Origin of the sequence: Lachnoclostridium sp. An138 (assembly GCF_002160765.1) — a bacterium.
Taxonomy (GTDB): Bacteria; Bacillota; Clostridia; order Lachnospirales; family Lachnospiraceae; genus Laedolimicola; species Laedolimicola faecalis.
Genome location: NZ_NFLF01000034.1, coordinates 1 through 24,271, shown reverse-complemented (window position 1 = coordinate 24,271; position 24,271 = coordinate 1). Strand labels below are relative to the sequence as shown.

Genomic DNA, 24,271 nt, shown 5'->3' with positions numbered 1-24,271 from the left:
TTCTTTTCTTCCCATTTCAACCTCACTGCGAAAAAGTTTTTTGTAACATCTCTATTTTCGCAATGAAGCTGTGTATTTTCAATGGATTTAGTGCGAATTATTTTTACCTGTCAAAACTGTAACTATACGCAAAGTATCATAACCCTTTTTCTGCAGTTATTTTACAATAGAATTATCAAGAAATAATTTGGAGGGTTGTACGATGAAACTATTTGATTCACTGAATATGGACGAAGTAAGAAAAAGCTGGGCGGAAAAAGACAATACAGAGCTTTCCTTCTATGGGGGAAAATCCCCTGCTTTTACCCCTGCTGTGCAGGGCCAGGATACAGGTATGGATCCCAATTCCGGAATCCAGCATTACTGCGCACTGCACAATGTATTCGGCGCCTTTGAATTCACCGGGTGGATGGACGAGTGCAAATCCATTTCCAAAACCGGCTATATCGGAGACTGGTCCTGGTTAAACAAAATCCGTATCACCGGTCCTGATGTCATTAAGTGTATGGAACAAAGCACCATCAATGGCTATCGGAAATTTTCCGTCGGAAGAGGCCGCCATATTGTTTCCGTTCTTCCCAACGGCAAAATTATCGGTGACGGTATCGCATTCCGTGAAGCAGAGGATCAGATTCTCTGTACCGGCGGCACCATGGTGGCCGAGGGACGAATGATCCAGACAAAAGACTGTAACGTAAAGGTAGAGGATCTGACCGCTGAAATTTTTAATTACCATGTGCAGGGTCCTGTTTCCACCGCTGTAATAGAAAAACTTACGGGAGAAGACATCAGCGATCTGCCTTTCATCACTTTTCGTGATGTAACAATCGCCGGAAAAAAAGTCCGCCTTTACCGGGGCGGCATGTCTGGTGAGATAGGCTACGAATTGTTCGGCCGCAGTTCCGACGGTTCTGTGATATGGAACGCAGTTGTGGAAGTCGGAAAAGAATTCGGTCTCCGCCAACTGGGCATGAGAAGCCTGATGCTGAATCATCTGCAGGCTTACTTCCCTACAATCTGGGTAGACTTTATCCCCGCAGTCGTTCCAGGTGCGGAAGCTCTTCACAGATCTCCCGTTGACTTTGGGTGGGATCATCTTATGGATAAGACCAGGGATTTCCCAGGCAAATCAATCCTCCTCGAGGAGCAGGCAAACCCCAAAACAAAATGTGTAACCCTAGAGTGGAACAGTGAAGACTGTATCAACATTTTTGCATCCCTGTTTGATCCGGATAACGAGCCCTTCGAGCAGATGCCCCTTCCGGTAAACACTTCCGATTATTCCGCTGCCTGCCCTCAATTTATCCCTGTTTTCAACCAGAAACATCAGATGATCGGATTAGCCTCCAACCGCGGCTACAGCTGTCAGTTCAAAAAAATGCTCGCTCTGGCAGATTTGGAAACAGAATATGCAAAAGAAGGAACTGAAGTTTTGGTTCTCTACGGTTCCGAAGGCCAGCGGCAGACCATGATCCGGGCTACTGTAGCCAAAACACCTTATAAATCCGATAATCGGAAATAACCACTTTATTTTGGAAATTGATTTTTCCTGCAACGCAAAAGGCAGCCGGAAATTTTCTTCCCGGCTGCCACCTCTTTTTGTCTCCGTGTCTTCCGCAGCTCTCTATCTGGGATTCCCCATAAAGAACAGCGCCACGGTTCCCGGGCCGGAATGGGCGCCGATAGTCGGCCCCACATGATTGATGATAAACTTCTCGATGCCGAAGCGCTCCTGCACCAGCTTCTTGACATATTCCGCGTCTTCGACGCAGTCGCCGTGGCTGATGAATACCACATCATTCTGGTCCTCGTATCCCTTGATCTGGTCCGCCATGCGGTCTACCAGAGCGGAAAGGGATTTCTTACGGCCCCGGACCTTTCCGATGGCGATCAGATGCCCTTCGTCATCCACGTGAAGAACGGGCTTGATATTGATCATAGTCCCCAGAATGGCTGTCGCCTTGGAGACACGGCCGCCCCGGTGCAGATGGAACAAATCGTCCACAGTAAAATTATGGCACAGATGCAGCTTGTTCTTCTCCACCCAGTCTGCCACCTCATCAAGAGACTTTCCAACTTCCTTCAGAAGCACCGCCTTGTGGACCAGCAGGCCCTCGCCCAGGGACGCGCTTAAGGAATCGATCACCACAATCCTCCGGTCCGGATAAAGACCGCTTTCCCGAATCTCATCTGCTGCAATCATGCCGCTGCCGCAGGTGCCGCTCAAGCCCGAGGAGAATGCAATGTAAAGCACATCCTGCCCCTGCTCCAGGCAGGCGGTAAAGGCTTCCTTCGCCTGCTCCGGATTCACCTGGGAGGTAGTCGGCATGGAACCGCCTCTCATTTTCGCGTAAAATTCCCCCACATCCAGGGGATTTTCTCTGTCATATGTTTTCCCTTCGATCGTATAGCTTAAGGAAAGGATCGCAAGCTGATGTTCCCGAATGTAGCTCTCCGGCAGATCCGCTGTGGTGTCGGTCATGATTACATATGGATTCATTCTGATTCCTCCTTAATAATTTCCTAATATTTTTAAATTCAGCGCTTCCTCACGGATTCCCCGCAGAGCATTTTTTACCGCGCTGTCATTTAAATTTCCTTCAAAGTCCACAAAAAAGTGGTATTCCCAGTTTCGATCCGCAATGGGACGGGATTCAATCCGGCACATGTTCAGATTGTTATAGATAAAATGGGAAAGCACATTGTAAAGGCATCCGCTCTCATGGGTCACCTCAAAGCAGATGCTGACCTTCTCTGCGTCCCGGCAGAAAATGGGCTGGTTGGTCACAATCAGAAACCGGGTGGAATTGCCGCCGCTGCGGTTGATTCCCTCCTCCAGCACTTTCAGTCCGTGCTGCTTTGCTGCCAGGGTGCTGGCAATGGCCGCCTGAGATTTATCATGCTCCTCCGCCACCTTCTGGGCAGCCATCGCTGTATTCAAAAGACTGATCTGCTTCCAGTCCCTGTGCTCATCCAGATATCTGGCGCACTGCATGAGCCCCTGGGGATGGGAATACACGGTTCTGATATCAGAAAGCTCTGCGTCCGGCGTTCCCAGAAGAGCGTGCTGAATCGAAAGAATCTGTTCTCCTACGATATAGTTGTCGTACTCTTCCAGCAGATCATAGTTGTCATTGACAATACCCGCCGTAGAATTCTCGATGGGAAGCACCGCGTAATCTGCCATGCCCTCCGCAATGGCATCCATGGCGTCCCGCCAGCGCTCCACGTGGAAATGGTTCACGTTTTCTCCGAAAAAGGCAAACATGGCCTGCTGGGCATAGGCCCCGTCTACCCCCTGGTAAACCACCCTGACATTCTCTTTCTCCAGCTTATCCACCATTACAAAGGGAAGGCGGCCCAGAGCCTGCTCTTCCATGAGCTGATACTGAAGTTTCCGGCTCATGGCCATCAGCTGCTTATACAGCTCCTCCACCCCGTGTCTGTTGAACTCGTTGTGGGTCAGGGCCTTCACTGCCTCAATTTTCTGGTTTTCCCGCTCTTTATCGAGAATCCTTTTTCCCACAGCCACCTTATATTCCGCAACCTCCCGGGAGATACCCATGCGCTGCTCAAACAGCTCCACCATCTGCCTGTCTATCTTGTCTATCTCCAGCCGAAGCTCTGCCAAATCTCTCATCTTTTTCCCTTTCTTTCCACTGCCGCCGGTTCTGATGGTACCGGATCTGATGTACAAAATCCACTTTTTCAGACACCGGCTCCCGGCATCATCCGCACCTGACGGATCAGCTCCCCCAGATAGGACAGGGACCCGAAGGCCAGAATCAGATCCTCTTCCCCCGCATAGGCCCGCGCTCTGCGGACCGCGTCACCCAGACTGCCTGCGGCTTCCACCCGGTCATTGTATTTTTTCACATCCTCCGCCAGGCTTTCTGCCGGAAGAGCCCGGGGATTGTCCGGCGTCATGACCGTAATCACCCTGTCTGCCAAAGGCGCCAGCCGGCCCATGACATAGTCGTATTCCTTATCCGCCAGCACTCCCGCGATAAAGATTTTCCGCTTATGCGGGAAATAGAGATCCAGTGTCTCCTTCAGCCGGTCTGCCGCGTCCCGGTTGTGGGCGCCGTCCACCACGAACAGCGGATGGCGGTCCACTACGGTAAATCTGCCGGGCCAGACTGTCCGTGCCAGCCCTTTCCGCATCTGCTCTTCCGTCACCGGAAACCCGCATTCTCCAAGAGCCAGTACCGCTTCCACAGCCAGCGCCCCGTTATCAATCTGCCAGCTTCCCAAAAGTCCCGGTTTCAGTCCCTTCATTCCTTTATAGGTAAAGCTCTGCTCCTCAAAGCCATAGCGGATATCCCGAATCTCTTCCCGGCTGACCTCCCGGAAATCTGCTTTCATCTCCTGGCAGGTTTCCAAAAGAACTTTCCGCGCTTCCGGGCGCTGAGCCGCACTGACCACTTTTATGCCGGGTTTTATGATACCGGCTTTTACCCGGGCGATTTCCTCTATGGTATCTCCCAGAAATCCCATATGGTCAAGGCCAATCTCCGCAAATACCGATACCAGCGTGGTCTTCACCACATTGGTAGCGTCTGTCAGGCCTCCCATACCGCATTCCAGCACAACAATATCGCAGTTCATTTCCCGAAACCAGAGAAAGGCCATGGCCGTCTCCACCTCAAAGGTGGTCGGATGGGAAAAACCATCCTGCACCATCTGCTCACAGGCTTCCCGGACCTGGCCGGCCAGACGTGCCACTCCTTCTCTCGTTATGTACTCTTCGTTTACCTGAATCCGTTCCCGATAATCAAATATAGTCGGAGAAATATACCGTCCTACCCTGTACCCGGCTTCTTTCAGAATCGTAGAAATATAGGCCAGCGTCGAGCCCTTTCCGTTCGTTCCCGCAATATGCACAAACTTCAGCTCATCCTGGGGATTGCCCAGCCGCCGCATCAGCTCCGTCACAGAGTCAAGCCCCAGAACCGCCCCGTATCTGGCTGTATCGTCTATAAAAGCTCTCGCTTCTTCATACGTCATTTTTCTTTCTGCCTCTTCCTGTCAAAATCCGTTCTCATTATAGTATACCGGAAAACAGATTGCAAGCTGACCTATATCCCTTTCATGGTCAGCGCGATCCTCTTTTTCTGCAGATCCACGCTCATCACCTTCACATCCACCACGTCGCCCACGCTCACGACCTCCAGCGGATGCTTGATATACCGATCGGTAATCTGGGAGATATGCACCAGACCGTCCTGATGGACGCCGATATCCACAAACACCCCGAAATCAATCACGTTCCGGACCGTTCCCTTCAGAACCATGCCCGGCGTCAGGTCCTTCATCTCCAGCACATCTGTCCGCAGAATAGGCCGCGGCATCTCATCTCTCGGGTCCCGTCCGGGTTTCTCCAGCTCTTTGACAATATCCCGCAGAGTCGGCTCGCCGACTCCCAGCTTCTCCGCAAGCTTTCCATAATCACGCACCTTTTTGGAAAGCCCCTGAATGCCGCCTCTGGACAGATCATCTCTGGAAAGCCCCATGGAAGCAAGAAGCTTTTCCGCATATTCATAGGACTCCGGATGGACGCTGGTGGCGTCCAGAGGATTCTCCCCTCCGGTGATGCGTAAGAAACCTGCGCACTGTTCGAAGGCTTTGGGACCCAGCTTGGCCACCTTCAGAAGCTGTCTGCGGTTCTGAAAACGGCCGTTCTCCTCCCGGTAGGCCACGATATTTTTTGCCAGCGTCTTGCTGATTCCGGAGACATACTCCAGAAGGGAGGCGGAAGCCGTGTTCAGATCCACGCCTACCCTGTTTACACAGTCTTCCACCACGCCGGTCAGCGCTTCGCTGAGCTTCTTCTGATTCATGTCATGCTGATACTGGCCTACGCCGATGGATTTCGGATCGATTTTCACCAGCTCTGCCAGCGGGTCCTGAAGGCGTCTGGCAATAGAGGCCGCGCTTCTCTGTCCCACATCAAAATTGGGAAACTCCTCTGTAGCCAGCTTGCTGGCAGAGTAGACGGAAGCTCCCGCCTCGTTCACAATCACATACTTCACCGGAACAGGCAGTTCTTTGATCAGATCTACAATCACTCTTTCCGATTCCCGGGAAGCCGTGCCATTTCCCACCGAAATCAGGGTAATGCCGTACTTCTGAATCAGCTTTTTCAGCACTGCCTTCGCCTCAGCCACCTTATTCTGGGGTGCGGTAGGATAGATGACCGTCGTATCCAGAACCTTTCCGGTAGCGTCTACCACAGCCAGCTTGCAGCCGGTCCGAAACGCCGGGTCCCACCCGAGGACCACCTGGCCGGCAATGGGGGGCTGCATGAGAAGCTGCTCCAGATTCTTTCCAAAGACCCGGATAGCTCCGTCCTCAGCCTTCTCCGTCAGCTCATTTCGAATCTCTCTTTCAATGGAGGGCTCAATGAGCCGGTGATAGCTGTCCGCAATTACACTTTTCAGCACCGGTGTGGTATAAGGGTTGTCCCGGACCACAATTTTCTTTTCCAGATAACGCAGAATCCGGTCTTCGGGCGCCTCGACCCGGACCGTCAGAACCTTCTCCGCCTCGCCCCGGTTCAGCGCCAGAATCCGGTGTCCCGCCGCTTTTTTTACAGGTTCTTCGTAGTGATAATACATCTCGTAAACGGTCTCTGCTTTCTCATCCTTCGCCTCAGAGCAGAGCTGTCCCTCGTCAAAAGCAGCTTTCCGGATATAGGTCCGGTAATCCGCCTCGTCCGAAATGGCCTCCGCCAGAATATCCCCGGCCCCCGCAATGGCCTCCTCCACGGTCAGCACGCCCTTTTCCTCGGAAAGATAAGCCTTCGCTTCCTCCTCCAGCGGCTTTTTCGTAAGCTGAAGCCGGATGATATCCGCCAGCCCGTCCAGCCCCTTTTCCTTTGCTGCCGTGGCTCTTGTGCGCCGTTTCGGCCGGTAGGGGCGGTACAGATCGTCTACCGCCACCAGGGTCTCTGCCGCCAGGATCTGATTTTTCAGCTCCTCCGTCAGCTTTCCCTGCTCCTCGATGCTTCCCAGCACCTGCGCCTTTTTATCCTCAAGACCTCTTAAGTAGGCCAAGCGCTCATTTAAATTCCGCAGAACTTCATCATTCAGGGAGCCTGTGGCTTCTTTTCGATAGCGGGAAATGAACGGAATCGTATTTCCTTCATCAATCAGCTTCACCGCAGCCTCTGTCTGCCAGAGCTTAATGCCCAGCTCCTCTTTCAGTTTTTTCAAAATGTCCATCTGTCTGTCTCCTTTTATCCGGATACGGATTCTCACTTATTATAGGCAAAAACCCTTCTTTCCGCAAGAAGCATTTGTGTTTCCTTCCGCCCTGTGCTAGTATAGAAAAAGAATTTGAAAACGGAATTCACGAACATTGTTTGCTTTTCCGGTTATAAATTACAGATTTTTACAGGAGGTAATCCTATGACAGAACCCGTATATCCGCGTCCCAGAGGGAACTCTATGGCTTCCGCGTCTCAGATTATGGGAATCATATCCGCTATCTGCATTGTTTTCTTTTTCCTCCCGGGCTCCATGCTCCTGGGACTGGTTTTAGGCTGTATGGCAATCCTGTTTGCACACCTGTCCAAAGGCAGCGGCGAACATTTTCCGACGCAGGCCAAGGTGGGACTTGGAACATCCATCTTCTCCCTGTGCGTCTATGCGCTCCTGCTCCTGATGTCCCTTGCCGGGCTGTATATGCTGGTTCAGATGTTTGGCTGGGAGACGGTTCTTGATCCGGACGCCCTGATGGAAGCGATGGATAATTTTATGAAGCAGTACCTGAATTCTATGACCACAGGAGGAGGCTCCTTATGAAAATCATACCCAAAGAGATGAAACGGAGGGCGCGCGCCGCCCTCACCGGGAATTATTTTCCCGCAGTCAGCCTGACCCTCAGTCTGACGCTCCTGACCACCGCTCTGGCTCTCCTGATCCAGGCCACCGGCCTCTATCCTTCGACACGTGTTCAGAATCTGGTCCTGTACCTGGTTCTTTACATCATCATCCTTCTGCTTGGAGCTCTTCTGGAAGCGGGCCTCATCCGTTTTCTCTATTCGCTGTGCCGGAAGCAGCCTCTTCGGGAACGGGGACTTCTGTTTTACGCATTCCGTAATCAGCCGGACACCTTTATCCTGACTTACGCGTTTCGGTACCTGGTTACGCTGATCTGGTTTGCGCCGTCTCTGTACTTTTATATGCGCATTCCTCTGTTCATCGATCTGACAGACATACCGGACAATCTGCCCTACCTGATCGGCATGACCGTTCTGCTGGCTCTGATTGCCCTGATCCCGGCTGTTCTCTTTGCCCTTCCTTACTGTCTGGCTGTCTATGTGCTGCTGGACCGCCCGGACAGTTCCGCCCGGGAAGCTCTGCGCACAAGCCGCGGTCTGACCCGCGGACAGCGGGGACGCGTCTTCCGGCTCTGGCTCGGTTTTCTGCCCCTGTGCCTTCTGGGAATCGGCTCTCTGGGAATCGGCTTCCTGTGGATTCAGCCCTATTTCCACACCACTATGGGAGAGGTATATCTGGAGCTGAGCGGGCAGACGGCTGAGGCGGAAGAAGAAAAGGTTGAGAATGCCCGGGAAACCTTCGAGTAAATTCCCGGCATTCTGCCTCTGTATTTTCTATACGCCGGTTTTCATCTCCTCTTCACCGCTCTTTCCGAGCCGAATCACCGGCGTCTGTTCCACCCGGAAAAAATACTGGATCAAAAGCTTCAAAAAAAATCTGGCATAAAGGGGAAGGACTCTGTCCTTCATCTGGATCAGAGAAAGCGGAAGGGACAAAAGCCCCTGCTTTCCCCGGAGAGGAAAAATGCTGACGTCTTCAGACATCTGTTCCAGCTGGCCAGCCAGATTCATCTGAGAAGCCGCGCAGGCCGCCAACCCCCTGTTGCAGATGGACATACCCAGCTGAGAATAAGAGCTTTTGCTGAATACATGAGGAATAACGCTTGCTTCATTGAAGCAGTTCTGAAGCATCTGCCCCATACGGTTCGTCATCATGCAGAAAGGCAGCTTCTCAAAGTCCTGCACAAAAGCTCCGTTTTCCGCTTTTTCTTTCAGCGCTTCCGCGTCATCCCCATAATATCTTCTCAGGCACCGGTCCGATACGCACAGATACAGCTGATCGTGAATCAGGTGGCTGCTGTGAAGCTGAGGATTTTCCGTTCCTGAGAGCACAATCGCAAAATCAAGACTTCCATCCAGCACCAGCGGCTCCAGCCTGGAGGAGATAGCGTCCGTCACCCGGAGCTCTACCTGAGGATATCTGCGCGTAAAATCAGGCAGGATCTCCGGCAGACAGGCATTGAGCCTGACCATGCTGGCGCCCATTTTCAGCATTCCCCGTTCCTGCCCCTCAATATCAGAAAGCGCGTCCTGCAGCCTTCCGTAATCTCGGCCCACCTTCTGAGCGAACCTCAGCACAAGTTCCCCCGCCAGTGTAAGCGACAGGGAAGGCTTCCTCTTAAACAGCGGAACCCCCAGTTCCTCTTCCATCCGCCGGATGTGGTTGCTCAGCGTCTGCTGAGAGATAAACAGCCGCTCTGCCGTATGCGTCATATGCAGTTCCTTTGCAAGTTCTGAAAAATAGTAAAGACTAATCAGGTCCATTTTTCGCTCCTTCACAAATTTTCTTTGTTAACTTTCAAAGAATTCCCTGTTTGATTTCATCCATTCCCTATATTACTATGATCTCATCAAATTGTCAAAAATATATGTAAAATCATGGGTTTGCACAGAATATATTTGATATTTTGCATTGTTTTTAATTTAACAATCAAATATTTTTTGTCTATTTTCCCACATTTTTTCCAGCAAAAGCCCATTCTGTTTTTACTTTTGTTTTTGACTGAAAGGAGAGAATTATGAAATATCAGCTTGTATTTATCGGATTTGGCGAGGCAGCCTACAATATTTCTTTGGGTCTGGCATCCGAAGGTTTCACAAACATGGCTGCTTATGACGCATTTATGGACGATCCTCAGCGTGGGAAGCTGATTCATCAGCGCGCCGAAGAGGCAAAGGTTCCGCTGATCAGCCTGGAGGAGGCCTGTGCGGAAGGCCGGTTCATCGCTTCCATGAACAGCGCCAAGGTGGCTGTATCTGTGGCTTCCGGCATCATTCCCCAGCTGAAAAGCGGACAGGTGTACGTGGATCTGAACTCCGCCTCTCCCACTGTAGAGGAAGAGATCGACAAAATTCCCCGGGCAGAAGGCGTACGCTTCTGTGACGCAGGCGTCATGGGCACCGTACCCGGCAACCGCCACAAGGTTCCCATGTTCCTGGCCGGAGACGGCGCAAAGGCTTTCTGCGACGCGTTCAGCCCCTGCGGCATGAAGCTGACGGTTCTGGATGCCCCCGCCGGAGGAGCATCCGCCATCAAAATGCTGAAAAGCGTCGTCATGAAGGGACTGCCCCAGCTGATGTTCGAGTCCTACGCGGCGGCAGAAAAATACGGCGTCCTGGATACGCTGACCGAATCCTTAAGCGAATCTCTGAACGGAAAGACCGTAGAAAAGCTGTCCAACACCTTTATCGCGCGGACCATGATTCACGCAGAGCGGCGCAGCGCCGAGATGCGGGACGTGGTGGCCACCCTGGAAGCCCTGGGCGTGGACGCTTCCATGTCAAAAGCCACGGTGGCTAAACTGGACGCTCTGGCAGAGGAGCACTGGGCGGAGAAGATGGACCCCAGCGGAAATATGGATTATAAGGACGCGATTCGTCTCTGGGTAAACAAAGAATCATAAAAGGAGGATTACGATATGAGCAACGCAAATTATCATGAGCTTCCGGAGCTGATTCCGGATGAACTGATTGAACGTGTCAAGGCTTTAAGCCCCGCACAGCTCTGCGACGGAATGGCTTCTCTGGGTATCGAGCGAAACGGCTGCATGGACGCTTCCCTGATGCCTCTGGATGAGAGCAAATTCATGGTGGGCACCGCCTGCACCGTAGACACGGAGGATGGCGACAATTTCCCGGTTCATGTGGCTATCTATCAGGGAAAACCGGGTTATGTGCTGGTAGTGGCAGGCAAGGGCTATACCGAACGGGCCTACATGGGCGATCTGATGGGCAGCGCGGCTGACGCCATTGGCCTTGCCGGCATCGTGGTGGACGGCTATGTACGCGATAAGACGGGCCTTGCCGCTCTGGATATTCCGATTTATGCCAAAGGCTTCATGCAGAGAAGCCCTCTGAAAAAAGGCCCCGGCGAAATCAACACCATCGTGACCTGCGCTGGCGTAAAGGTAGCTCCCGGAGACCTGGTAGTGGGTGATTACGACGGCGTCACCGTCGTTCCCCGGGCACGTCTGGAGGAAGTGCTGGAAGCAGCGGAAAAGAAGGGGGATTACGAGACAAAACGCCGGGCAGCCATCGCGGAATACCGCAGATGCAGGGAAGAGGGACGTGAACTTCCCAATCTTGCTCCCGGCTGGGTGACAGAAATGCTGGAAGGTAAATAGACGAAAGTCTGCAAAAGAAATGGAGGGGTTTTATGTTAGCGTTTACAGCTTATTTTATGATTATACTGTTTCTGGTTCTTGTGTGTTCCAAGAAAATGTCAGCCTTCACAGGCCTGATTATCGCCGCAGTCGCAGGCGGCATCGTCGCCTGCATTGCCACAGGCTCTCCGCTTACAGACATCTTTGACTGGATCAGGGGCGGTCTGTTCTATACTACGGACGCAGATGGTTCCGTAAGCCTGGGAACTGTCAATTCCGGTATCATGATCCTGTTCGCTGTGCTGTATTTCAGCCTGATGATGAACGTGGGACTATTCGATCCCCTTTGTACCTTCCTGATCCGGAAGGCGAAGGGCGACCCGCTGAAGGTTATGATGGTTACAGTTCTGGTGGCCAGCGTCGTAACGCTGGACGGCGACGGAACCACCACCATCCTGATCGTGACGGCCGCTTTCCTGCCGCTGTTCAAGAAGATGCAGATGAAGCTGTCCTATCTGGCTATGATGATTATTCTGCCCTGTTCCATCGGCAACTGCCTGCCCTGGGGCGGACCTCTGGCACGCGCAGCATCCGTCATCGGCGTGGATGTGAACGTAGTATTCCGCACCTTCCTTCCGGTCCTGATCGTCGGCGAAATTTATATCATTATCCTGGCTTATTTCCTTGGGAAATCCGAGCGGAAGCGCCTGGGCTACGTGCCGAATTCCAGTGAAATCATTACCGCGGAGCAGATCGAGGAAATGTGCGCCACCATCACTGAGACAGACAAGGAAGCCAAGCGGCCCAAGCTGTTCTTCTTCAACCTGATTTTCACCATCGCCCTTCTGGTTGCCCTGATTATGGGCGTGGCAAGCGGCGCTCTGCTGTTCCTTATCGGTACTGCTGTTGTTCTGGCTGTGAACTACAGCTTCAAGGACCAGAGAGAACGTGTCTCCGCCAACGGCGGCGATACCATCTCCGTAGCTGTTATCATCTTCGCGGCAGGCTGCTTCATGGGCGTGTTGACTGAAAGCGGCATGGCAGACGCTATGGCAGCCAATATGGCAAGTCTGATTCCGGAATCCCTGGGCTCCCATATCCCGATTATCTTTGCCATCGTCGGCGCTGTGGCCTGCTGGGCTCTCCCGGTTGACGCCTACTACTTCGGCATCCTTCCGGTTATCGTTCCCATCGCTGCGGAATTCGGCATCTCCGGCATGCAGATCACCATGGCTGCTTTCATGGGACAGGCAATCCGGTATGGAAGCCCGACCGTGGCCTGGCTGTTCCTGCTGATTGACCGTACCGAGATGAACTTCGGCGATTATCTGAAGACCTTTATGAAATACGCGCTTCCGATGTTCGTTCTCTTCATCATCACAGCGCTGGTGCTGGGACTGTTCCCGCTGTAAAAACAGACCAGACCTGATTCAAAAACAGACTGCAGATACTGCCTGTCCTGCCTGCAGTGACGGACCCGATTTGGACAGGGGTATTTGGCATACAGAAGGAGTTGTCGGGAACTATCAATTTCTGACCACTGACATGCAAAAGGAGACGAACCCGCAAGATTCGGGACTTTATCAAATCCGGAATTCTATGCTGGTTTGTCTCCTTATACTCCATGTTGTATATGGCAGACAGATATATTACCTGTATAAATTGGAAATATATTTTTTTATTTCCGCAATAATTTTCTCCGCATACTGAAACTGCTCTATCGTTTCTTCATATGACGCAACATAGAAATCGTCATAGTCACTCGCTTCTCTTTTTTGCTTCAAACGTCCAAGATATTTGCCCAGCTCTCCGGAAAATACACCTTCCGCTACATAATGATGATTAAAATAAGCAACTGCATCTTTATGTCGATTGAAATCCTTTTTCTTCCAGCGCTAATACTGCTTTAATCGCATAAAAAGCGGCATAATAGCTCCTGTTAATGCAATCCCTGTACCTTTTCTTTTCAAGACAGTCCCCTGCTGTAGCTAGCGTCGATGTACAAGGGGCAATACGCCTCAGCCCTGCTGAACCGTTACTTCCGTTTTGCATATAAAAAAACTGAACTCCTTACTCAATCAGGAGTTCAGTTTTTTCCCATGACGGCAGCCGGAATTAAATCCTTTCCGCCATGATGGGACACTCTCTTAATGGTTTAACAAGTAAACCTATTCCTCCAGGCCAAACGCGTCATGGACGGCGTTCACTGCGCGCTCCGCGTCTCTCTCATCAATCAGAACAGTTACGCGGATCTCGGAAGTGGAAATCATGCTGATATTGATATTGTTGTTGTACAGGGCTTCGAACATCTTCGCGGCCACGCCCGGATTGGACATCATGCCGGCTCCTACGATGGAAACCTTAGCTACGTCTTTCCGGCAGGAGATGCTCTTGCCGCCGATGCGGTTCATATTGTCCTCCAGGATTTTAACCGCGTTGTCCGCATCGTCACGGGATACGGTAAAGGAGATATCCTTGCTGTTCTCACGTCCAATGGACTGCAGGATTACGTCCACATTGATATTATCCTTTGCCAGCAGGTTGAAAAGCTTAAAGGCGATACCCGGCTCATCCTTCAGACCGATCACTGAAATTCTGGCTGTATTTCTGTCCAGCGCCACTCCGCTGATTAACATTCTTTCCACGCTTGTTTCCTCCTTAACGATTGTTCCTTCGTGATCATTTAAGCTCGAACGTACCACGAGCTGCACGCCATATTTCTTTGCCATCTCCACCGAACGGTTGTGAAGCACGCCGGCTCCCAGCGTCGCCAGATCCAGCATTTCATCATAGGTAATCTCATCCAGCTTGCGGGCCTTCGGCACCACCCGGGGATCTGCCGTATACACGCCGTCCACGTCTGTGTAAATTTCGCAGGCATCCGCGTGCAGGGCGGCCGCCAGGGCTACCGCTGTCGTATCGGAACCGCCGCGTCCCAGGGTCGTATAGTTGTCATACTTATTCACACCCTGGAAGCCGGTGACGATCACGATGCGCCGGTGCTCCAGCTCATGCATGATGCGGTCTGTGTCGATGCGCTTCAGACGGGCGTTTCCATGCACCCTGGTGGTGTGCATCGCTATCTGGAACGCGTTCAGTGATACCGCCGGAATGTCCATGGTATCAAAGGCCATGGCCATCAGCGCCACGGATACCTGCTCGCCTGTGGTAAGCAGCATGTCCAGCTCCCGCTTGGGCGGGTCCGGGTTGATATCCTTCGCCTTCGCGATCAGTTCATCTGTGGTTTTTCCCATTGCGGAAAGCACGACAATGACGTCGTTGCCCTTTTTAAAGTCCTCCGCGCATCTTCTTGCCACATTGAAAATACGCTCCTTGTCTCCTACGGAGGTTCCGCCAAACTTTTTCACTATCAGCATAGATTTGTTCTCCTCATTTTTTATATAACATGATTTCCGCAGAGCCTGCTGCCTTTGGAGCTGTCCGCCCCGGGACATGCTCAGCGGATCTCTGTCTTTTCAAACAGCCTGTCGATGAGCTCGCAGCCCCGGGACACTGTAAGACCGCTCTCCCGGGCCGCCTTTTCGCTGTATACGTCCTGTCCATTCTGCGTTTTCGTGCTGTCATACAGAAGGAAGGGAACCGGATCGCTGGTATGCGTCCGCACCCGGATCGGTGTGGGATGATCCGGAAGCACCATCATCCGGTAGGGTTCTCCCGAAGCATCCAGCGCTTCCTTCAAATGCTTTATCAGCCGTTGATCCAGGTATTCGATGGATTGCACCTTCCGCTCCCAGCTTCCCTGATGGCCCATCTCATCCGGTGCCTCCACATGGACGTAGACAAAATCAAAGCCATCCTTCAAAAGCGCGTCAGCCGCCGCCCGGGCTTTTCCCTCGTAATTGGTGTGCAGCTGGCCGTTGGCCCCCTCCACCTGGATATTGGTCATTCCCGCGCCTGCGGCAATTCCCTTCAGCAGGTCTACCGCCGAGATCATGGCTCCTTTTTTTCCGTTCTTTTCCTCGAAAGAGACAAGCGCAGGCCGGGTGCCCGCCCCCCAGAACCAGCAGGAATTGGCCTGATTCAGGCCCTGCCGCTTCCGCTCCAGATTGATCGGGTGGCAGGACAGGATCTCATAGCTTCTTTTCTGCATTTCCAGAAGCTTTTCATCTGCCGGCAGATAAGCGCCCGTTTTCTGACCCAGCACGTCATGGGGCGGTGTCAGCGGCACTACACTGCCTTTTTCCCAGATCAGCAGATGCCGGTAACTGGTTCCCACATAGAAATGATACGTATCATCCTCCAGCTCTTTCCGGACTGCGTCCAGCAGAACCGCCGCGTCCTCTGTGCTGATCTCTCCGGAGCTGTGATCGATAATCACCTTCTCCTCATAGGGCTCGTTTCCATCGGAAACTGTAATCAGGTTGGTCCGAAGAGCCACATCATCGGGCTTCATGTCCACGCCGATACTCAAAGCCTCCAGGGGTGAGCGGCCCGTGTAATACTGCCTCGGATCGTATCCCAGCACGGAAAGGTTGGCCGTGTCGCTTCCCGGACTCATGCCCTCCGGAATCGTACAGGCCAGTCCAATCTCCGAGACAGGAGCCATCGCATCCAGGGCAGGCGTCTTCGCATATTCCAGCGGCGTAAGGCCCCCAAGCTCCGGAATGGGCTCGTCCGCCATGCCGTCTCCAAGTACAATCACATATTTCATGGCCTTCCTATCCTTCCACTCGGATCATATGAATGATCTCATCTGTCTTTGCCGCGCGCTCTTTGTACTCCGCCTCTGTCATCGCCCCGGTAATGAAACCGAATTCGCCTTCCAGATCCGCGTTCACCAGCTCGATGGGGCCGAACAGCTCCGCCATGCGGATAGCGTCCGTCTGTCCGTCGCCCTTTGCCCGCACAAAGAAGCGTCTCTTCGCGTTGCTGATATCCGTAAGCTCCAGCTTCCTGGTGCTCCAGAAGGTCATAATGCTGCGGTGCAGATGCTTGGCGGCATCCACCACGTCGGCCACAACAGCGCTGGCTGTAGGCAGCTTGCCCGCTCCGCTTCCATAGAACATGACGTCTCCCAGCACATTCCCCTTGGCGAAAATCGCGTTAAACACACCGTTCACACTGTAAAGGGGGTGCATCTCGCCTATCAGGAAGGGCGCCACCATCGCAAAGAACTTACCGTCCTCCTTCTTGCTCATGGCAAGCAGCTTGACCGCCCGGCCCATCTTTTTCGCATATTTGATATCTTCCGCTGTGATCTTTGTGATTCCTTCCGTATAGATATCTTCATAATCTACCTGGCGGCCGCTGACCAGAGAGGTCAGAATCGCAATCTTGCGGCAGGCGTCATAGCCTTCCACATCCGCTTCCGGATTGCGCTCCGCGTAGCCCTTTGCCTGAGCGTCCTTCAGGGCCGTGTCAAAATCCGTGCCGCCGTAGCTCATTTTCGTCAGGATATAATTGGTGGTTCCATTCAGGATACCTGTGATCTCTGTGATCTCATCCGCCGTAAGAGAAGAATTTAAGGGACGGATAATCGGAATTCCGCCGCCCACGCTGGCCTCAAAGAGATAATTCAGTTCCCGCTCTCTGGCAATCTCCAGCAGTTCCGCTCCGTGGCGGGCTACCAGCTCCTTATTGGAAGTGCACACGCTCTTTCCCGCTTCCAGACATCTTTTGGTAAAGGTGTAGGCCGGCTCCACGCCGCCCATTACTTCCACTACAATCTTTATTTCCGGATCGTTTACAATGGTCTCAAAATCATGAATCAGCTTGGATTCTACCGGATCTCCCGGAAAATCCCGCAGATCCAGCACATATTTAATATTAATTTCATCGCCTGCACGCTTATTGATGCTGGCCTGGTTAGTGTTCAATACCTCCACTACGCCGGAACCTACAGTTCCATAGCCCATCACCGCAATCTGAATCATCTCTTCTACGCTCCTTTGCTCGTTACTCTCTTACTCCATTGCCAGTATTTTCAGGTAATGAATGCCCGGCTGACTCTCAATCTGCTCAATCATGGACGAGACGTCCTTTGTGATCGGCAGAAGATCCACCGTCAGCGTCAGGGACGCCACCCCATTGATGGGGATCGTCTGGTGAATCGTCAACACATTTGCCTTATATTCAGCGATCGTCTGAAGAACCAGGGAAAGCAGTCCCGGCTCATCATCCATCTGTAAAATAAAAGTGATACTTTTCCCCTTCGAATTGTCATGAAAGGGAAAAATATCATCTTTATATTTATAGAAGGAACTCCGGCTGATTCCCACCTGCTCCGCGGCTTCCTGCACTGTCATGGCCTTGGAAGACTCCAGCAGGCGCTTGGCTTCCACCACCTTCAAAAGCACCTCCGGCACAGCCTTCTGCTTTACAACAAAATACTTGCTCTTTTCCGACATCTTTCTCCTCCGTGTTCGTCCTTCAAAAACATTTGTGCTTCCTGTGTGGATTCGACAGAAAAAATAGTAGCACATTTAGGAGGAGATTGCAAGGGAAAATATTCTGTTTCAGTTTTCGTCGGGCTTAACCGTAATCCATTTCAGATATGCGTTGATAAACGGATCGATATTTCCGTCCAGAACGGCGTTCACATTGCTGATCTCCTGTCCGGTGCGGTGATCCTTGACCAGCGTATAGGGCTGCATGACATAGGAGCGTATCTGATTGCCCCAGCCGATCTCCTTAACCTCGCCGCGGATATCGGAAAGTTTCTCTGAATTCTTCTGCTGTTCCAGAAGGTACAGCTTGGCTTTCAGCATCTGCATGGCCTTGTCCTTATTCTGGAACTGAGACCGTTCATTCTGGCACTGCACCACGATTCCCGTAGGCAGATGCGTAATGCGGATAGCCGAGGAAGTCTTGTTGATATGCTGGCCGCCCGCGCCGCTGGAACGGTAGGTGTCGATCCGCAGATCCTCATCCCGGATCTCGATATCAATATCATCATTAATCTCCGGCATGACGTCCAGAGACACAAAGGAAGTCTGCCGCTTGCCCTGGGCATTGAAGGGAGAAATGCGGACCAGGCGGTGCACGCCTTTTTCCGATTTCAGATAGCCGTAAGCATTCTCGCCGTTCACCTGGAAGGTCACAGACTTGATTCCGGCTTCATCGCCGTCCAGATAATCCAGAACCTCCACCGTAAAGCCTTTGTGCTCGGCCCAGCGGTTATACATCCGGTACAGCATCCCTGCCCAGTCGCAGCTCTCCGTGCCGCCCGCGCCGGCGTTCAGCTTCAGAATCGCGTTATTTCGATCATACTCTCCGGAAAGCAGAGTCTTGATCGTCATGGAATCCAGCTTCGCCGCAAAGCTTTCCAGCTCCTGCTGCACCTCCGGAACCAGAGACGCGTCGTTCTCCTCGTTGCCCATCTCAATCAGCGTCTCAATATCTTCGTACTGCTGCTGAAGGGCCGCGTAGTCCTCCGCCTCATCTTTCAGATTCTTCAGCTCCTTCATTCCCTCCTGGGATTTCTCCGGATTGTCCCAGTAGCCGGGAGCCTCCATCTCTCTTTCTAATTCTTCGATTCTCTTTGCCTTGTTAGCCAGGTCAAAGTGAATCCCTCAATTCCACCAATGGTCCCTGATAGCCGTTCAGTGTGTATTTAAACTGATCGAATTCTACCATTTTCCCACCTCTTTCTATAATATATTCTGCGGAACCGGCCGCAGCTCCAGCAGGGCTTTTCTGCCGGCACGGCGGGTATTCTGCCCGTATTTTCCGCGTTTTTAGTATAGCAAAGTTCCCCTGAGGGCGCAACCGCTTTCTGCCCGGGCACTATGAGAAAAGCCGGGCGGGCGTCTCAGAATCTGAGACGCCCGCACCCGTACCGTTTTATGCTTTTACATCGGCTGTTCCGGCATGATAACCGCCGCAATGATATAAACCAGCAGCGCCGTTCCGCAGCTTGCCACAGAGCAAAGCGCCCAGATCAGCCGCACCAGCGTCGGGTCGATATTCAGGTATTCTCCAATTCCTCCGCATACTCCGCAGATAGTTCTATTTGTGGCCGAACGATACAGTTTTTTCTGTTCCATGTTCCATTCCTCCTGATTCTCTCTTTTTTCTTTCTTTTCCGTTTTTGTTCTATTCCAAATTCTGCTTTATGTCACTCAAAATCCAGCGTAATCATGCCGATTCCGCAGTCTGCGCTGACCGTTTTCCCGGCCTGGTTGTCGATGGTCTGGCTGCGGTCCAGCCCCGAAAAGCTCTGAGAACCCACCTGAATCGTCCCGATTCCGCAGTCTATCCGGTAATTGTAATCCGCCTCTTTCCCGGCCGCCGTTACGGTCAGAGTTCCTACTCCGCAGTCCAGATCGATGTCTTTCCCTTCAAACCGGTTTACGATCAGTTCTCCCGCTCCCACATCCAGCACCGCTTTCTCCGACGCGTTCAGCTGTCTCAGCGTTCCGCTTCCCACACCGGCATCCACTTCCGCCTCAGCGCAGTCCACACGCTCCACTGCCAGGAGCCCCGCTCCCACGTCAATTCGGACATGGTCAGCCTTCAGCTCTTCAATCTGCACATCAGAAGCTCCCACGTCCAGATCAACCGCATCCAGCATCCGGGGCGGAAGCCAGAGCTCCAGCTCCAGAGCCTGGTCTCTTTTCTGCTGTTCCCAGGTACGGCTGTCTGTCAGCTTCAGCGTCCCGTTATTCTGGCTGACCTCAAAATAATCTCTCCCATTGCGGCCGCTCATATGAATGTCACTGCCTTCTTCTCCTGCGTAAATGCGGACTACCGCAAAATTCAGATCCAGCTCCAGCCGGTCCGTGTCCCCCGCTGAAAAACTGTCCTCAAAGGTATCCAGCCCGTCTCCCGACGGAGCCTGAAGCTGTCCGGCGGCTGAGGCTCCATCCCAGCCATGGTGTTCCCTGTTTCCATGCTCCCAGGCATCCTCCCAGTCGTGCTCCCAGTCATCTACCCACTGGTCTACGCTGTCCTCCACATCATCTGACCAGTCTTCCACATTGTCCTCCAGATTATCTGACCAGTCTTCCGCGCTGTCTTCCAGGTCCTCCGACCAGGCATCCAGACGGTCTGTCCGCCTCTCCAGCCAGCGGAAGATACTTCCTTCATAATGAGCAAGGTTCAGAAACTGTCCGGGTCTGGCTCCCATAGCCATTCCCACGCCTATTCCGGCCACGCCTATAACGGCAAGAGCCGCCGCCAGAATCAGGCAAAATTTTATAAATCTCTTCATTTTCCCGCACCTGCCTTTCTGAAGGGATAGCTAATCAGTCCTACAATTCCCCGGATAATCCAGGGGAGTACCTTGACGCAGCACCAAATCATAACCAGCGAAAGCAGGATTCCCAGAGCTGTCAGAAGGCAGCCCGTGCCTGCCAGCGCAATGCCCACGGCAGGCGTCGCAAATGCCTGCGCGACTCCGATTCCCGCCACAAAAAGCCCGGCCGCCAGAATCGCGAAGCCTGCTACGACGATTCCGATAAAGAGCGCTATTATTCCAGCCGCAAGACCGAGCACTCCTATCAGAATACCTCCGCCTACCGGCAGAATCACGGGCAGCAGCAAAATACAGAGGAGAACGATGGCCAGAATCTTCCAGAAGTTCGTGTCCTTCTTTCTGCCAGCACTCCTGCCGCTGTCTTCTCCGCCAGCCTGGCCGGCCGACAGCTCTCCGTCTTTTGATTCAAACCGGGTATCCCGGTATCCCTCTTCAGAAAACTCAGATGCCGCGTCCGAAAGCCCGGCCTTAATCTTCTGCGCCACCTGTTCCGGGCTTACCAGTTCCTCAATCACCTTCGCCTCGTTTTCTTCTCCGGCGTCATCAAAATAATCATTATAGTATTGAAGGGCCTCCTCCCGTTCACTCTCGGAAATATTCCACAGGAGCTTCTCCAGCCTTTCCATGAATTCCTTTCTGCTCATGTTCTTTCACTCCCCTCGAACAATTTCGATATCTTTGATGAATAAATTTTCCACTCGCTCATGTACAAATTGAGCTGGGCTGTTCCCGCGTCCGTAATCCGGTAATACCTGCGGTTTCTCCCCGCGTACTCCATATCGTATGTCTCCAGGCATCCATCCTTCTGGAGTCTGCGCAGAACCGGATACAGCGTAGATTCCGAGATATCAATGGCCTGCCTGACATCCTGCGTAATCTTGTATCCATAAGTTCCCTCGGCGTCGTGGGAAACAACAGCCAGCACGATTGCATCCAAGAGCGCGGCTCCCGTATTAAATACCATGCAATCCTCCCCTTACCGCTGTTTAGATAAGATTGTGTTCTATAATATTATATATTGTATAGTATTATAAGTTATTTATACTATATGATATATAATATATGATTGTCAATAGCATCAGACCGTATTTAAACAATTCTTAAGAATCTCTGTTTCCGGGCCGATTTCTGCGTGGGCGTAACGGCGGAAGATTTCTGCAGGCCGTTTGACCCGAACTGCCGGATTTCAGAAAAGGAAGGGAAAATTGCTTTCGAACAGAGAAATGATTCGGCATCTCACAGTTATACCTGATTACAGAGTAAGCGCTTTATAACCAACCGGATAGTCAAACTCCAACTTTTGTGAGATACTTCAGATACTTGGAGTAATTCACTTCCTATCCGGTTCTCGGAGTTGCAAAAGCTACGCTTTAATCTCACATCTTGAGTCGCTTTTGTTGTACCTGATTACTCCAAAATCTCACGTTGGAGGAGATGAATCAAGTGAGTACAACTTTAAATGATGAACATTGGTTAAATCTGATCACCCAGTGCAGATCCAGCGGGCTTACCGACCGCCAATGGTGCATAAAAAATGGGATCCCTGTCAGCACATTTTACTATCATGTCCGGACTTTGCGAAAAAAGGCCTGTGAGGTTCCGGAAGCAGTGGATGCTGTTGCGCAGAAACAGGAAGTCGTGCAGATCCCACTCTGGGAAATGGAACAGCATCCTTCAGATACCACAGCTTTACATACACCCTCGATCTGTCTGGAAATGCAGGGCATCCGTATTGAAATCCATGAACAGGCCGGGGCGGATGTGATCCGGAATACTCTTCTTGCCCTGCGGCAGCTTTGTTAGGTGAATTGTCCGGTGTGGCCAAATTTTTCCTTGTGACAGGCTACACTGACATGCGAAAAAGTATCGATGGCCTGATGGCAATCGTTCGGGATACCTATCAATTAGATCCTTACAGCAATTCCCTGTTCCTTTTCTGTGGCAGACGCTGTGACCGGATCAAAGCGCTTCATTTTGAAAAAGATGGATTCTGTCTCTATTATAAACGCTTAGATAATGGGCGGTTCCAATGGCCCCGGGATTCTTCCGAAGTAAGGAATCTTACCCGGCAGGAATACCGCTGGCTCTTAGAAGGGCTTTCCATTGATCAGCCCAAAGCAATCCGGCCTGCCGGGAGAAAGGATTTCTGACCTTTGTGCAAAAGGGAGAAATTTTTTCTTCCCCTTATGGGGCAGAAAAAACGCTGCGGATGAGTTATCCACATAACGATGGAACCGCCGGGAGATCGGGAGGATAACGGTTCCCATTTTTCCAGGGGTACCGTTTGCGTGTGGAAAACCCAACGTTCTTCATAGGGAATATCTCGCCAAAGCTATGTGTTTTCCACATTTTCCTTTCGTCAAAATGACGGCGGCAGTACGGCGGAGAATTCGCTTTTCTGCCGGATTTCCGGTATAATAGGAACCAGCAAAAAGAAAGGTGGTCCCTTAATGCCGCAGTCAGAAATGGAAGCGCTCATACAGCTTCAAAAAGAGACAATTGAATCCCTTCGTCAGCTGGTGGACAGCCAGCGCCGTACGATCGAGCAGATGGCCAGAAGCCATGAGGAGCAGACCGCACAGCTGAACCAGACGATCGCAAATCTCAATGAAACGGTCGAATATCTGAAGAAAAAGCTATTCGCATCTTCCAGTGAAAAAACAAAAAAGGATACCTTTCCCGGACAGATGGATCTGTTCAATGAGGCAGAAGCCGCTGCGGATCCTTCTGTCCCGGAACCGACTCTGGAAGAAGCTGTTGGTGGTTATCATCGTAAGGCAAAGAAACCAAAGGCCACCAGGGAAGAGATCCTTGCAGGGCTGCCTGTGATCGAAGTTCCCTGCACGGTAGCGGATGAGGACAGAAACTGTCCCTACTGCAATACCCCGATGGAAGTCATCGGAAAAAAGGTTGTCCGTGAAGAACTGCGGATCATCCCTGCAAAAGTGGAACGGGTCCAGTATGTCCAGGAAGTTCTTGGCTGTCCGGAATGTAAAAAAGACGGCGCTTCCGTTATCGTTGGGGCTGAAACACCAAGCCCCCTGCTCAAGCACAGCCTGGCATCTCCCTCCACGGTTGCTTACGTGATGTACCAGAAATATGTGAACAGCGTCCCGCTTTACCGCCAGGAGGCGGACTGGAAACAGCTTGGAGTGAAGCTTTCCAGGGCGACACTGGCGAACTGGGTCATCAAATGCGGCATAGATTATATGGAGCCGGTGTATGAACAGCTTCACCGGCATCTGCTGAAGAGGGACATCATCCATGCAGATGAAACACCCTGCCAGGTACTGAAGGAGGAAGGGAAAACGGCACAGTCCAAGTCCTATATGTGGCTGTATGGCTCCGGAAATGACGGGCTGCCGCCGATCCGTCTGTATGATTACCAGCCCAGCCGGGGCGGATACCATGCGGAAGAATTCCTGAAAGGATTCTCCGGGTACCTTACCTGTGATGGCTTCAGCGGTTACAATAAGCTGAAGGATGTCATCCGCTGCGGCTGCCTTGCCCATATGAGAAGGTACTGGTATGACGCACTTCCCGGGAAATCGAAGAAATCCCCGGATAAGACTCCGGCAGAGATCGGTTTCGATTACTGCAGCCAGTTAT

General features: G+C 52.1%; 24 protein-coding genes and 1 pseudogene. 9 read left to right on the top strand and 16 right to left on the bottom strand.

The window, feature by feature from the left end; all coding sequences use genetic code 11:
• The first annotated feature begins 202 nt into the window (after positions 1-202).
• Positions 203-1,522: an aminomethyltransferase family protein gene (locus B5E82_RS17155; RefSeq protein WP_087308746.1), complete on the top strand. Its 1,320-nt coding sequence runs from the start codon at positions 203-205 to the stop codon at positions 1,520-1,522.
• 102 nt (positions 1,523-1,624) lie between these two features.
• Here the strand turns inward: B5E82_RS17155 and B5E82_RS17150 are convergent, their stop codons facing one another.
• The 4 genes from B5E82_RS17150 to B5E82_RS17135 form a co-directional block, all read right to left on the bottom strand.
• Positions 1,625-2,500: a DegV family protein gene (locus B5E82_RS17150; RefSeq protein ID WP_087308745.1), complete on the bottom strand. Its 876-nt coding sequence runs from the start codon at positions 2,498-2,500 to the stop codon at positions 1,625-1,627.
• A 12-nt stretch (positions 2,501-2,512) separates the two neighbouring features.
• Positions 2,513-3,640, bottom strand: coding sequence for a prephenate dehydratase (gene pheA / locus B5E82_RS17145; protein ID WP_087308748.1), 1,128 nt, complete (start codon positions 3,638-3,640; stop codon positions 2,513-2,515).
• Positions 3,641-3,708: 68 nt separating this feature from the next.
• Positions 3,709-5,007 carry a bifunctional folylpolyglutamate synthase/dihydrofolate synthase gene (locus B5E82_RS17140; RefSeq protein WP_087308744.1) on the bottom strand — a complete coding sequence of 433 codons (1,299 nt, stop codon included), beginning with the start codon at positions 5,005-5,007 and terminating at the stop codon, positions 3,709-3,711.
• Between the two features lie 71 nt (positions 5,008-5,078).
• Positions 5,079-7,223, bottom strand: coding sequence for a Tex family protein (locus B5E82_RS17135; RefSeq protein WP_087308743.1), 2,145 nt, complete (start codon positions 7,221-7,223; stop codon positions 5,079-5,081).
• 186 nt (positions 7,224-7,409) lie between these two features.
• Between B5E82_RS17135 and B5E82_RS17130 the strand changes: the two genes are divergently transcribed.
• Positions 7,410-7,805 (top strand): hypothetical protein, encoded by a 396-nt coding sequence (locus B5E82_RS17130; RefSeq protein ID WP_087308742.1) that lies wholly within the window; start codon positions 7,410-7,412, stop codon positions 7,803-7,805.
• Positions 7,802-8,590: a DUF975 family protein gene (locus tag B5E82_RS17125; protein WP_087308741.1), complete on the top strand. Its 789-nt coding sequence runs from the start codon at positions 7,802-7,804 to the stop codon at positions 8,588-8,590. The genes B5E82_RS17130 and B5E82_RS17125 overlap by 4 nt, the downstream gene beginning before the upstream one ends.
• Before the next feature lie 27 nt (positions 8,591-8,617).
• Here the strand turns inward: B5E82_RS17125 and B5E82_RS17120 are convergent, their stop codons facing one another.
• The gene (locus B5E82_RS17120; protein WP_087308740.1) at positions 8,618-9,607 is read right to left on the bottom strand and encodes a LysR family transcriptional regulator; all 990 of its coding nucleotides are present in this window, start codon (positions 9,605-9,607) and stop codon (positions 8,618-8,620) included.
• A 254-nt stretch (positions 9,608-9,861) separates the two neighbouring features.
• On the opposite strand from B5E82_RS17120, the gene B5E82_RS17115 reads away from it, so the two are divergent.
• Genes B5E82_RS17115 through B5E82_RS17105 form a run of 3 tightly spaced genes read left to right on the top strand, consistent with a single transcriptional unit; the run spans position 9,862 to position 12,857 of the window.
• Positions 9,862-10,746 (top strand): NAD(P)-dependent oxidoreductase, encoded by an 885-nt coding sequence (locus tag B5E82_RS17115; protein ID WP_087308739.1) that lies wholly within the window; start codon positions 9,862-9,864, stop codon positions 10,744-10,746.
• Between the two features lie 15 nt (positions 10,747-10,761).
• Positions 10,762-11,466: an RraA family protein gene (locus tag B5E82_RS17110; protein ID WP_087308738.1), complete on the top strand. Its 705-nt coding sequence runs from the start codon at positions 10,762-10,764 to the stop codon at positions 11,464-11,466.
• A 32-nt stretch (positions 11,467-11,498) separates the two neighbouring features.
• Positions 11,499-12,857 (top strand): CitMHS family transporter, encoded by a 1,359-nt coding sequence (locus tag B5E82_RS17105; RefSeq protein ID WP_087308737.1) that lies wholly within the window; start codon positions 11,499-11,501, stop codon positions 12,855-12,857.
• Between the two features lie 237 nt (positions 12,858-13,094).
• Here the strand turns inward: B5E82_RS17105 and B5E82_RS18915 are convergent.
• The 11 genes and pseudogenes from B5E82_RS18915 to B5E82_RS17055 form a co-directional block, all read right to left on the bottom strand.
• Positions 13,095-13,274: pseudogene (locus B5E82_RS18915) on the bottom strand (HEPN domain-containing protein); the annotation flags it as partial.
• Positions 13,275-13,308: 34 nt separating this feature from the next.
• Positions 13,309-13,497 carry a HEPN domain-containing protein gene (locus B5E82_RS18910; protein WP_275533174.1) on the bottom strand — a complete coding sequence of 63 codons (189 nt, stop codon included), beginning with the start codon at positions 13,495-13,497 and terminating at the stop codon, positions 13,309-13,311.
• Between the two features lie 116 nt (positions 13,498-13,613).
• The gene (locus B5E82_RS17095; protein WP_087308747.1) at positions 13,614-14,822 is read right to left on the bottom strand and encodes an aspartate kinase; all 1,209 of its coding nucleotides are present in this window, start codon (positions 14,820-14,822) and stop codon (positions 13,614-13,616) included.
• Positions 14,823-14,902: 80 nt separating this feature from the next.
• Positions 14,903-16,117 carry a cofactor-independent phosphoglycerate mutase gene (locus B5E82_RS17090; protein ID WP_087308736.1) on the bottom strand — a complete coding sequence of 405 codons (1,215 nt, stop codon included), beginning with the start codon at positions 16,115-16,117 and terminating at the stop codon, positions 14,903-14,905.
• 7 nt (positions 16,118-16,124) lie between these two features.
• Complete coding sequence (locus B5E82_RS17085; RefSeq protein ID WP_087308735.1) at positions 16,125-17,339, bottom strand: homoserine dehydrogenase; 1,215 nt, start codon at positions 17,337-17,339, stop codon at positions 16,125-16,127.
• A 30-nt stretch (positions 17,340-17,369) separates the two neighbouring features.
• Entirely contained in the window at positions 17,370-17,813 is a 444-nt protein-coding gene (locus B5E82_RS17080; RefSeq protein ID WP_087308734.1) for an ACT domain-containing protein, read from the bottom strand.
• A 108-nt stretch (positions 17,814-17,921) separates the two neighbouring features.
• Positions 17,922-19,041 (bottom strand): peptide chain release factor 2 gene (gene prfB, locus B5E82_RS17075; RefSeq protein ID WP_140393181.1). Its coding sequence is split into 2 segments (ribosomal slippage): positions 17,922-18,965 and positions 18,967-19,041, totalling 1,119 coding nucleotides; the frame shifts between segments, so codons are not numbered across the junction.
• A gap of 215 nt (positions 19,042-19,256) precedes the next feature.
• A complete protein-coding gene (locus B5E82_RS17070; RefSeq protein ID WP_087308733.1) occupies positions 19,257-19,451 on the bottom strand; it encodes a PspC domain-containing protein in 195 nt (64 codons plus the stop codon).
• Positions 19,452-19,522: 71 nt separating this feature from the next.
• Positions 19,523-20,617: a DUF4097 family beta strand repeat-containing protein gene (locus B5E82_RS17065; RefSeq protein WP_087308732.1), complete on the bottom strand. Its 1,095-nt coding sequence runs from the start codon at positions 20,615-20,617 to the stop codon at positions 19,523-19,525.
• Positions 20,614-21,306, bottom strand: coding sequence for a DUF1700 domain-containing protein (locus B5E82_RS17060; RefSeq protein ID WP_087308731.1), 693 nt, complete (start codon positions 21,304-21,306; stop codon positions 20,614-20,616). The genes B5E82_RS17065 and B5E82_RS17060 overlap by 4 nt, the downstream gene beginning before the upstream one ends.
• Positions 21,303-21,626, bottom strand: a complete 324-nt coding sequence (locus tag B5E82_RS17055) for a PadR family transcriptional regulator (RefSeq protein ID WP_087308730.1) — start codon at positions 21,624-21,626, stop codon at positions 21,303-21,305. Before B5E82_RS17055 ends, B5E82_RS17060 begins: the two co-directional genes overlap by 4 nt.
• 479 nt (positions 21,627-22,105) lie before the next feature.
• Between B5E82_RS17055 and tnpA the strand changes: the two genes are divergently transcribed.
• The 3 genes from tnpA to tnpC all read left to right on the top strand — a co-directional run.
• The gene (gene tnpA / locus B5E82_RS17050) at positions 22,106-22,465 is read left to right on the top strand and encodes an IS66 family insertion sequence element accessory protein TnpA (RefSeq protein ID WP_330398418.1); all 360 of its coding nucleotides are present in this window, start codon (positions 22,106-22,108) and stop codon (positions 22,463-22,465) included.
• Between the two features lie 14 nt (positions 22,466-22,479).
• Positions 22,480-22,812, top strand: a complete 333-nt coding sequence (tnpB, locus tag B5E82_RS17045) for an IS66 family insertion sequence element accessory protein TnpB (protein ID WP_087308728.1) — start codon at positions 22,480-22,482, stop codon at positions 22,810-22,812.
• 300 nt (positions 22,813-23,112) lie between these two features.
• A partial coding sequence (gene tnpC, locus B5E82_RS17040; RefSeq protein WP_087308727.1) for an IS66 family transposase occupies positions 23,113-24,271 on the top strand: 1,159 nt, incomplete at its 3' end.

Bases quoted from the DNA above. Each gene is read 5' to 3' on its own strand.
- B5E82_RS17155 (WP_087308746.1), top strand. From the start codon at position 203: ATGAAACTATTTGATTCACTGAATATGGACGAAGTAAGAAAAAGCTGG.
- B5E82_RS17150 (WP_087308745.1), bottom strand. From the start codon at position 2,500: ATGAATCCATATGTAATCATGACCGACACCACAGCGGATCTGCCGGAG.
- pheA (WP_087308748.1), bottom strand. From the start codon at position 3,640: ATGAGAGATTTGGCAGAGCTTCGGCTGGAGATAGACAAGATAGACAGG.
- B5E82_RS17140 (WP_087308744.1), bottom strand. From the start codon at position 5,007: ATGACGTATGAAGAAGCGAGAGCTTTTATAGACGATACAGCCAGATAC.
- B5E82_RS17135 (WP_087308743.1), bottom strand. From the start codon at position 7,223: ATGGACATTTTGAAAAAACTGAAAGAGGAGCTGGGCATTAAGCTCTGG.
- B5E82_RS17130 (WP_087308742.1), top strand. From the start codon at position 7,410: ATGACAGAACCCGTATATCCGCGTCCCAGAGGGAACTCTATGGCTTCC.
- B5E82_RS17125 (WP_087308741.1), top strand. From the start codon at position 7,802: ATGAAAATCATACCCAAAGAGATGAAACGGAGGGCGCGCGCCGCCCTC.
- B5E82_RS17120 (WP_087308740.1), bottom strand. From the start codon at position 9,607: ATGGACCTGATTAGTCTTTACTATTTTTCAGAACTTGCAAAGGAACTG.
- B5E82_RS17115 (WP_087308739.1), top strand. From the start codon at position 9,862: ATGAAATATCAGCTTGTATTTATCGGATTTGGCGAGGCAGCCTACAAT.
- B5E82_RS17110 (WP_087308738.1), top strand. From the start codon at position 10,762: ATGAGCAACGCAAATTATCATGAGCTTCCGGAGCTGATTCCGGATGAA.
- B5E82_RS17105 (WP_087308737.1), top strand. From the start codon at position 11,499: ATGTTAGCGTTTACAGCTTATTTTATGATTATACTGTTTCTGGTTCTT.
- B5E82_RS18910 (WP_275533174.1), bottom strand. From the start codon at position 13,497: ATGCAAAACGGAAGTAACGGTTCAGCAGGGCTGAGGCGTATTGCCCCT.
- B5E82_RS17095 (WP_087308747.1), bottom strand. From the start codon at position 14,822: ATGCTGATAGTGAAAAAGTTTGGCGGAACCTCCGTAGGAGACAAGGAG.
- B5E82_RS17090 (WP_087308736.1), bottom strand. From the start codon at position 16,117: ATGAAATATGTGATTGTACTTGGAGACGGCATGGCGGACGAGCCCATT.
- B5E82_RS17085 (WP_087308735.1), bottom strand. From the start codon at position 17,339: ATGATTCAGATTGCGGTGATGGGCTATGGAACTGTAGGTTCCGGCGTA.
- B5E82_RS17080 (WP_087308734.1), bottom strand. From the start codon at position 17,813: ATGTCGGAAAAGAGCAAGTATTTTGTTGTAAAGCAGAAGGCTGTGCCG.
- B5E82_RS17070 (WP_087308733.1), bottom strand. From the start codon at position 19,451: ATGGAACAGAAAAAACTGTATCGTTCGGCCACAAATAGAACTATCTGC.
- B5E82_RS17065 (WP_087308732.1), bottom strand. From the start codon at position 20,617: ATGAAGAGATTTATAAAATTTTGCCTGATTCTGGCGGCGGCTCTTGCC.
- B5E82_RS17060 (WP_087308731.1), bottom strand. From the start codon at position 21,306: ATGAGCAGAAAGGAATTCATGGAAAGGCTGGAGAAGCTCCTGTGGAAT.
- B5E82_RS17055 (WP_087308730.1), bottom strand. From the start codon at position 21,626: ATGGTATTTAATACGGGAGCCGCGCTCTTGGATGCAATCGTGCTGGCT.